5 protein-coding genes and 2 pseudogenes are annotated in these 7,043 nt (G+C 68.0%); 5 read left to right on the top strand and 2 right to left on the bottom strand.

Going from position 1 to position 7,043, the window contains the following annotated elements:
• Nucleotides 1-502 (bottom strand): annotated as a pseudogene (locus ABIS05_RS07500) (hypothetical protein); the annotation flags it as partial.
• A gap of 79 nt (nt 503-581) precedes the next feature.
• On the opposite strand from ABIS05_RS07500, the gene ABIS05_RS07495 reads away from it, so the two are divergent.
• The 5 genes from ABIS05_RS07495 to acs all read left to right on the top strand — a co-directional run bounded on the left by ABIS05_RS07495 (nt 582) and on the right by acs (nt 6,875).
• Complete coding sequence (locus ABIS05_RS07495; RefSeq protein WP_348063233.1) at nt 582-1,178, top strand: ECF-type sigma factor; 597 nt, start codon at nt 582-584, stop codon at nt 1,176-1,178.
• Nucleotides 1,179-1,269: 91 nt separating this feature from the next.
• Nucleotides 1,270-2,082 carry a hypothetical protein gene (locus ABIS05_RS07490; protein WP_348012899.1) on the top strand — a complete coding sequence of 271 codons (813 nt, stop codon included), beginning with the start codon at nt 1,270-1,272 and terminating at the stop codon, nt 2,080-2,082.
• Nucleotides 2,079-4,100, top strand: coding sequence for an amidohydrolase family protein (locus ABIS05_RS07485; RefSeq protein ID WP_348012898.1), 2,022 nt, complete (start codon nt 2,079-2,081; stop codon nt 4,098-4,100). The genes ABIS05_RS07490 and ABIS05_RS07485 overlap by 4 nt, the downstream gene beginning before the upstream one ends.
• Before the next feature lie 3 nt (nt 4,101-4,103).
• The gene (locus tag ABIS05_RS07480; protein WP_348012897.1) at nt 4,104-4,820 is read left to right on the top strand and encodes a PEP-CTERM sorting domain-containing protein; all 717 of its coding nucleotides are present in this window, start codon (nt 4,104-4,106) and stop codon (nt 4,818-4,820) included.
• 93 nt (nt 4,821-4,913) lie between these two features.
• Nucleotides 4,914-6,875: an acetate--CoA ligase gene (gene acs / locus ABIS05_RS07475; RefSeq protein WP_348012896.1), complete on the top strand. Its 1,962-nt coding sequence runs from the start codon at nt 4,914-4,916 to the stop codon at nt 6,873-6,875.
• Between the two features lie 59 nt (nt 6,876-6,934).
• Here the strand turns inward: acs and ABIS05_RS28195 are convergent.
• Nucleotides 6,935-7,036, bottom strand: a pseudogene (locus ABIS05_RS28195) (FxDxF family PEP-CTERM protein); the annotation flags it as partial.
• Nucleotides 7,037-7,043: the final 7 nt, after the last annotated feature.

Below are 7,043 nucleotides of genomic sequence, written 5' to 3'. Positions count from 1 at the left end.
CGATGGGCCGGCCGGCCACCAGCTCCAACGCCAGATAGGGCCAGCCGCGGGCGTCAACGCCGGCGTCGTAGAGGCGGGCGATGTTGGGGTGCTCCAGCATTGCGCCGATGTCGCGCTCCTGGGCCATCAACCGTGCCAGCCCGGTGCCCCAGGTCAGCCGCGGCAGCTTGAGCGCCACCTCGCGCTGGTAGCTGCCGTCTGCCCGTTCGGCCCGCCAGACGCTGCCCATGCCGCCCCGGCCGATCTCCTCGATGAGGCGGTAGGGCCCGATGCGATCACCAGCATGCACGGCGGTCGGGTCCTCGCCCTCCCATTCGCCCAGGCGTGGCAGTGTCAGGGGGCGGGGGTCGGCGGCGCGCGACAGCATGTTGCGCAGCGGCTCAACCAGGTGGGCTGCGTCCTGTGGCAGGGCGGCCAGCCAGGCTTCGCGGCCCTGCGGCGGCTGCGCCAGGGCTTCGTCGAGCAGTCGGCTCAACCGGCTCATGTCCTCCGGGGTCAGCATCGTTTTGCTCTTTTCATCGGTTCCGCACGCTAGGTCAGACGCAAGTCCGTGGCCAGAGCGGACATCCCCAGTCCGCATGATGTCCACGTTGCCAGCGCGCTGGCACGATGCGCCCGTGCCAGACGATGCCATCGAAACCCTGATCGAACAGGTCAATGCCGGTAGCGCCGGCGCCCAGGACCGGCTTTTTTCTGCCGCCTACGACGAACTGCGCAAGCTGGCCCGCGCCCGCTTGCGCGATGGCGGGCGCAACACCGTGCTCGACACGACCGTGCTGGTGCACGAGAGCTATCTGCGCTTTCTGCGCAGTGGCCGGCTGCGGCCGGACAGCCGGCGTGCCTTCTTCGCCTACGCGTCGCAGGTGATGCGCTCGGTCATCATCGACGCGGTGCGCGAGCGCCAGGCCCAGCGCCGCGGCGGCGACCTGGCCCGGCTGACGCTGGACACGCATATCTGCGACAGCACGCCGGCCGGCGAGGACGAGGTGTTGAAGGTGCATGAGGCGCTGGAGGCCCTGGCTGCGGCCGAGCCGCGCCTGGCCAAGGTGGTGGAGATGCGCTACTTCGGCGGTTACAACGACCTCGAGATCGCCGAGGCGCTGCAGCTCGCCGACCGCACGGTGAGGCGCGACTGGGACAAGGCGCGGCTGCTGCTGGGGGTGCTGCTGGGTCATTAGGTCGGCGAGCGGGTTGTCCGGTTTGGGTCGGTCAGTCCGTCCGTGAAGGCAGGTGAAGCGGGTTTTCCGCCCACGCCGTCACGGAGGACTTATGAAACCTGTTCAACAACTGTTAGTCGCTGCCTCGCTGGCCCCGCTGCTCATCGCCACGCCCGTGGCCCAGGCCGCCAGCGCGGCCACCGGGATTGCGCAGATCGACTGGAGTTCGGTTGCCATCACGCCGCTGTCGGGCACTCAGTACAGCGTCGTCGGGCATGAGGCGACTGTCATGTTTGCCAACAACGTCGCCTTGCCGGTTTCAGGCGGTACGCCCTACGAAGTCGGGGCCAGCGACACGACTACCGACGCGCCACGGTTGCATGCCCAGCACCTGGACCCCGGCCTGGGCCGGCTGTTGATGGGGCAGGTCGACATCGGTGAAGGGCAGCAGATTGCGAGCCAGTACGCCCGTGTCGGCGTGTTCGGCGAGCGTTTTGACGCCAGCAATTCGACGTGGGCGCTGCTGCTCCATTCCGATGCGGGTGGCCAGATCCATGTGACGGGCAACTATCTGCTGAGCCTGTCTGCGACCGCGACGCTGCCTGGCGACTCGGCCTACGCCGTCACGTTCGCTGACATCAAGCTCTACGACCCGTCCGCCGGTCTGGGGCTGTTCGAAGACTACCGGGAGCAGGTCCTCTCGGTCGGGCTCACGGGCCAGCCCCACAGCGGCTTGCGGGCCGTGGCTGGCAGCTTCGACGACCTCATCACCTTGCCCGCGGGCCAGGACGTCAAACTGTTCTTCACCACCTCGGCCGGCGCCACGCTGGCAGCCGCGCCGGTGCCCGAGCCTGACATGCAGGCGCTGCTAGCCGTGGGACTTGCCGGCATGTGGCTGCTCCGCCGGCTCGGAGCTGCGTCGTGACGCCGCGTGGTTTGGTACTGGCGCTGCTCTGGGCGGGCGCGCTCTCCGCGCAGGCGGCCGACTACGCCGTGCTGGCGCAGAACCAGTTGGCGGGCCATCTGCGCGTGGAGACGGGCCCCGACGGCCGCGTCGAGACCGACTACAGCTATCGCGACAACGGCCGCGGACCGGATCTGAAGGAGAGCTTCCGGCTCGCTGCCAACGGCGCGCCGCGCGACTATCGCGGCCGGGGCCGCAGCACGATGGGTGCGGAAATCGCCGAGGAATTCGATGTCGTCGATGCCCACGCGCGCTGGCACTCCCGGGCCGACAGTGGCGAGGCGCCGGCGGGTGAAGATTTCGTCTTCGTGCCGCTCGAGGCTTCGCCAGGCTATTACGGCGCCGTCGTGAGCATGCTGCTGGCTCAGCCTGAGGGCAGCGCCGCGACGCTGGGCGGGGTGAAACTGCGCGCTGAGATCCTGGCCCGCCTGACCCCCGATGCCGCGACCGGCCCCCTGGCCCTGGTCGCCATCACCGGCGCCGATGCGCAGCCCTGGTACTACTGGGTGCGCGACGACGCCAGCCACGCGCTGTTCGCCATCACCTGGCCCGGCTGGGCGGTGGCGGAGAAGGGCGCCGAAGCCTTGGTGCCGACCCTGCTGGCCCGCCAGCAGCAGGCCGCCGACGAACGACTGATGGCCCTGCGCCAGCGCCTGGCCCGACCACTAGACGGCGTCACGCTGATCCGAAACGTGCGCTGGTTCGACGCCCCGGCGGCGCGCATGCGCGGCCCCAGCGACGTCTGGATATCGCATGGCCGCATCGACGCCGTGACCGAGCCCGGCGCGCTGCGGGTGCTGCCCGAGCGTGCCATCGACGGCCGCGGCCAGACGCTGCTGCCGGGCCTGTGGGACATGCACGCGCATCTGTGGAGCGAGGACGGCCTGGCCCATCTGGCCGGCGGTGTCACGAGCATTCGCGACCCCGGCAACGACAACGCCGAGTTGCTGCGCCTGCGCAGCCGCATCGAGCGCGGCGCGGTCATCGGGCCAAACGTCTACGCAGCCGGTTTCATCGAGGGCAAGAGCCCCTTCTCGGCGCGCAATGGCATCGTCGCCGAGACGCTGGACGACGCGCTGGATGCGGTGAGCTGGTACGCCTGCCATGGCTATGTCGGCATCAAGCTCTACAACTCCATCAAGCCCGAGTGGGTCAAGCCGCTGACCGACAAGGCCAGGCGGCTGGGCCTGCACGTCAATGGCCATGTGCCGGCCTTCATGCTGGCCGAGCAGGCGGTGCGCGCAGGCTACGCGGAGCTGACGCACATCAACCAGGTCATGCTGAACTTCGTCAGCCGGCCGGGGGACGACAGCCGCACCTTGCTGCGCTTCCAGCGCGTGGGCAGCGACGCCCAAGCCGTCGACCTGGCCAGCCCGAAAGTGCACCGCTTTATCGCACTGCTGCGCGAGCGCCAGGTCGTTATCGACCCGACGCTGATGACCTTCGAGGCCATGTTCACCCAGGCCCAGGGCGAGCTCGACCCAGTGCTGGGCGACGTGGCCGGGCATCTGCCGGTGCTGTGGCAGCGCCAGCTGCGCGTGGCGCCGATGGACCTGGCTGGCGACAAGCTTGACACCTACCGCCGTTCCTACGCCAAGCTGCTGGCGCTGACACGGGACATGCACCGCGCCGGCGTGCCACTGGTGGCGGGCACCGACGGCACGGCCGGCCTGGGCCTGCACCGCGAGCTAGCGCTTTATGTGCAGGCCGGCATCCCGGCGCTTGAGGTGCTGCGCATCGCGACCTGGAACGGTGCACGGGTGGTGGGCGCCAGCGCCGAGCGCGGCCGTATCGCGCGCGGCTATGTGGCCGATCTGCTGCTCGTGGAGGGAGACCCGAGCCAGGACATTGCCGCGCTCCGCCGCGCCAGCCTGGTCATCCAGGGTCAGGTGGCCTATGCGCCGGCAGAACTTTACGAGGCCATGGGCTTCAAGCCTTTTGCATCGGCGCCGCGCATGTTGGTGCGGCCTGCCCATTGAAGGATGTCCGGATCCAACCGCGCAGTCCGTCCTGAAGAGAGCGGGGCAGATCGTTCCGCCACTTCAACCTCTTGGGAGTTCCTGATGATCCAAATGCATTTCCGCCATGCGCCAGCTGCACTCCTGGCCGCGCTGGCCCTGCTGAGCGGCTCAGCGCGCGCCGATTTCTTCAGCGGCGATACCTTCCTGGCCGCACCCGACCACATGATCGACTTCGAATCGGTCGTGCTGGGGCCGAACGCGGAGGTGTCCGATCAGTTCCGCGACCTTGGACTGATCTTCTCTTCCGCTTTTGCCAACGCCGATATGAACCCGGCTTACCCGCACCTCAGCGGCAACCGCGTCGGCAACTTCCAGGCCAGCCAACCTCATCGTGCCGATTTCGCGATCCATTTCGTCGACCCCGTCTCAACCGCAGCTTTTTCGATGGTGACTGCGAACGGCGGCGTCTCGACTTTCGATGCCTTTTTCCGTGGCGCCTTGGTCGAGTCGGCCACTGCCCCGACGTCGTTGACCAGCACCGTCAACATCTACGGCTTTCGCGGCATCGTCTTTGACGAGCTGAAGATTCACACCAATAGCTGGGATCACGCGCTGATGATCGACAACCTGCAATTCATCAACGCCCCGGTACCCGAGCCGGCCAGCGCGGGCCTGCTGCTGGCCGGCCTGGGCCTGCTGATGCGGCTGAAGCGCCGGCCCCGCGCCGAGCCGCGCTAAGCTTGCGCTGCGGGGCGTGTAGCCGAGAGTAAGGGCTTCGTCAGTGACTCCTCGCACAGTGCGCGCCAAGCAGCCAGAACGAGGAGACACACGATGAGTACGCCGAACACCTACGCCCCCAGCCCCGAATGGGTCGCCAACGCCCACGTGAAGGGCGAGGCCGGCTATGCCGCATTGGTCGCCGAAGCCGAGGCTGACTACGCCGGCTTCTGGGCCCGCCAGGCGCGCGAGCTGCTGAGCTGGCAGACGCCGTTCACCAAGACGTTGAATGACAGCGACGCGCCGTTCTTCAAATGGTTCGAGGACGGCAAGCTGAACGTCTCCTACAACTGCCTGGACCGCCACGTCGAAGCCGGCAAGGGCGACAAGACGGCGCTGATCTTCGAGGCCGACGACGGCACGGTGACCAAGGTGACCTACGCGGAGTTGCTCGACAAGGTCAGCCAGCTCGCCAATGCGCTGAAGGCCCGCGGCATCAAGAAGGGCGACCGTGTCGTCATCTACATGCCGATGTCCGTCGAAGGCGTGGTGGCCATGCAGGCCTGCGCGCGCATCGGCGCGACGCACTCGGTCGTGTTCGGCGGCTTCTCCGCCCAGAGCCTGCGCGACCGCGTGCAGGACGCCGGCGCCGTGGCCATCCTCTGCGCCGACGAGCAGGCGCGTGGCGGCAAGGCGCTGCCGCTGAAGGCCATCGTCGACGAAGCGCTGGAAGGCGGGTCCTGCCCCACGCTGAAGGACGTCATCGTCTACAAGCGCACCGGCGGCAAGATTGCTTGGGTCGAGGGCCGTGACCGTTGGCTGCACGAGCTGATGGCCGCCGAGTCCACCACCTGCGCGCCGGAATGGGTCGAGGCCGAGCACCCGCTCTTCCTGCTCTACACCTCAGGCTCCACCGGCAAGCCCAAAGGCGTGCAACACAGCACCGGCGGCTATCTGCTGCATGCGGCGCTCAGCACCAAGTGGACCTTCGACCTGAAGGACGACGACATCTTCTGGTGTACGGCCGACATCGGCTGGGTCACCGGCCACACCTACATCACCTACGGCCCGCTCGCCCTGGGCGGCACCGAGATCGTCTTCGAGGGCGTGCCCACCTACCCGGACGCCGGCCGCTTCTGGCAGATGATCGCGAAGCACAAGGTCACGATCTTCTACACCGCGCCCACGGCCATCCGCTCGCTGATCAAGGCGGCCGAGAGCAATGCTGCCGTTCATCCGGCGCGCTCCGACCTGAGCAGCCTGCGTCTGTTGGGCTCGGTGGGCGAGCCCATCAACCCGGCCGCCTGGGAGTGGTACTACGAGCATGTGGGCGGCAAGCGCTGCCCCATCGTCGACACCTTCTGGCAGACCGAGACCGGCGGCCACGTCATCACACCGCTGCCGGGTGCGACCACGCTGGTGCCGGGCTCCTGCACGCTGCCTTTCCCGGGCATCACCGCGGCCATCGTTGACGAGACCGGCAACGACGTGCCGAACGGGCAGGGCGGCATCCTCGTCATCAAGAAGCCGTGGCCCAGCATGATCCGCACGATCTACGGCGACCCGGAACGCTTTAAGAAGAGCTACTACCCGGCCGAGCTGAAGGGCTACTACCTGGCCGGCGACGGCGCCATCCGCGACGCGGAGACGGGCTACTTCACCATCACCGGCCGCATCGACGACGTGCTCAACGTTTCCGGCCACCGCATGGGCACGATGGAGATCGAGTCGGCGCTGGTCAGCTGCACCGAACTGGTGGCGGAAGCGGCGGTGGTCGGCCGCCCGGACGACACCACCGGCGAAGCCATCTGCGCCTTCGTCGTGCTGAAGCGCGGTCGCCCCACTGGCGACGAGGCCAAGGCCATCGCCAAGCAACTGCGCGACCACGTGGCCAAGGAGATCGGCCCGATTGCCAAGCCCAAGGACATCCGCTTCGGTGACAACCTGCCCAAGACACGCTCGGGCAAGATCATGCGGCGGCTGCTGCGTTCGGTGGCCAAGGGTGAGAGCGTCACGCAGGACACCAGCACGCTGGAGAATCCGGCCATCCTGGAGCAGTTGGGTCAGGCTTACTGAACCCGTCCGCTTCAGCGAAAAGGCCGCCCTCCCGGGCGGCCTTTGCTTTGCGTCGACGCTTATTGGCGCTGCTGACGACGGCGGGCGATGAAGCCCACCAGGCCCATACCGCCCAGCATCAGCGCATAGCTGCTCGGCTCCGGCACGGCCGACACGTTGAGCGCCTGG

The organism is Roseateles sp., from assembly GCF_039929605.1.
Taxonomy (GTDB): Bacteria; Pseudomonadota; Gammaproteobacteria; order Burkholderiales; family Burkholderiaceae_C; genus Pelomonas.
This window is presented reverse-complemented; position numbering and strand designations above follow the sequence as displayed.

What these genes read in the sequence shown, in the direction of transcription:
- ABIS05_RS07495 (WP_348063233.1), top strand. Translation starts at nt 582, where the DNA reads ATGTCCACGTTGCCAGCGCGCTGGCACGATGCGCCCGTGCCAGACGAT.
- ABIS05_RS07490 (WP_348012899.1), top strand. Translation starts at nt 1,270, where the DNA reads ATGAAACCTGTTCAACAACTGTTAGTCGCTGCCTCGCTGGCCCCGCTG.
- ABIS05_RS07480 (WP_348012897.1), top strand. Translation starts at nt 4,104, where the DNA reads ATGTCCGGATCCAACCGCGCAGTCCGTCCTGAAGAGAGCGGGGCAGAT.
- acs (WP_348012896.1), top strand. Translation starts at nt 4,914, where the DNA reads ATGAGTACGCCGAACACCTACGCCCCCAGCCCCGAATGGGTCGCCAAC.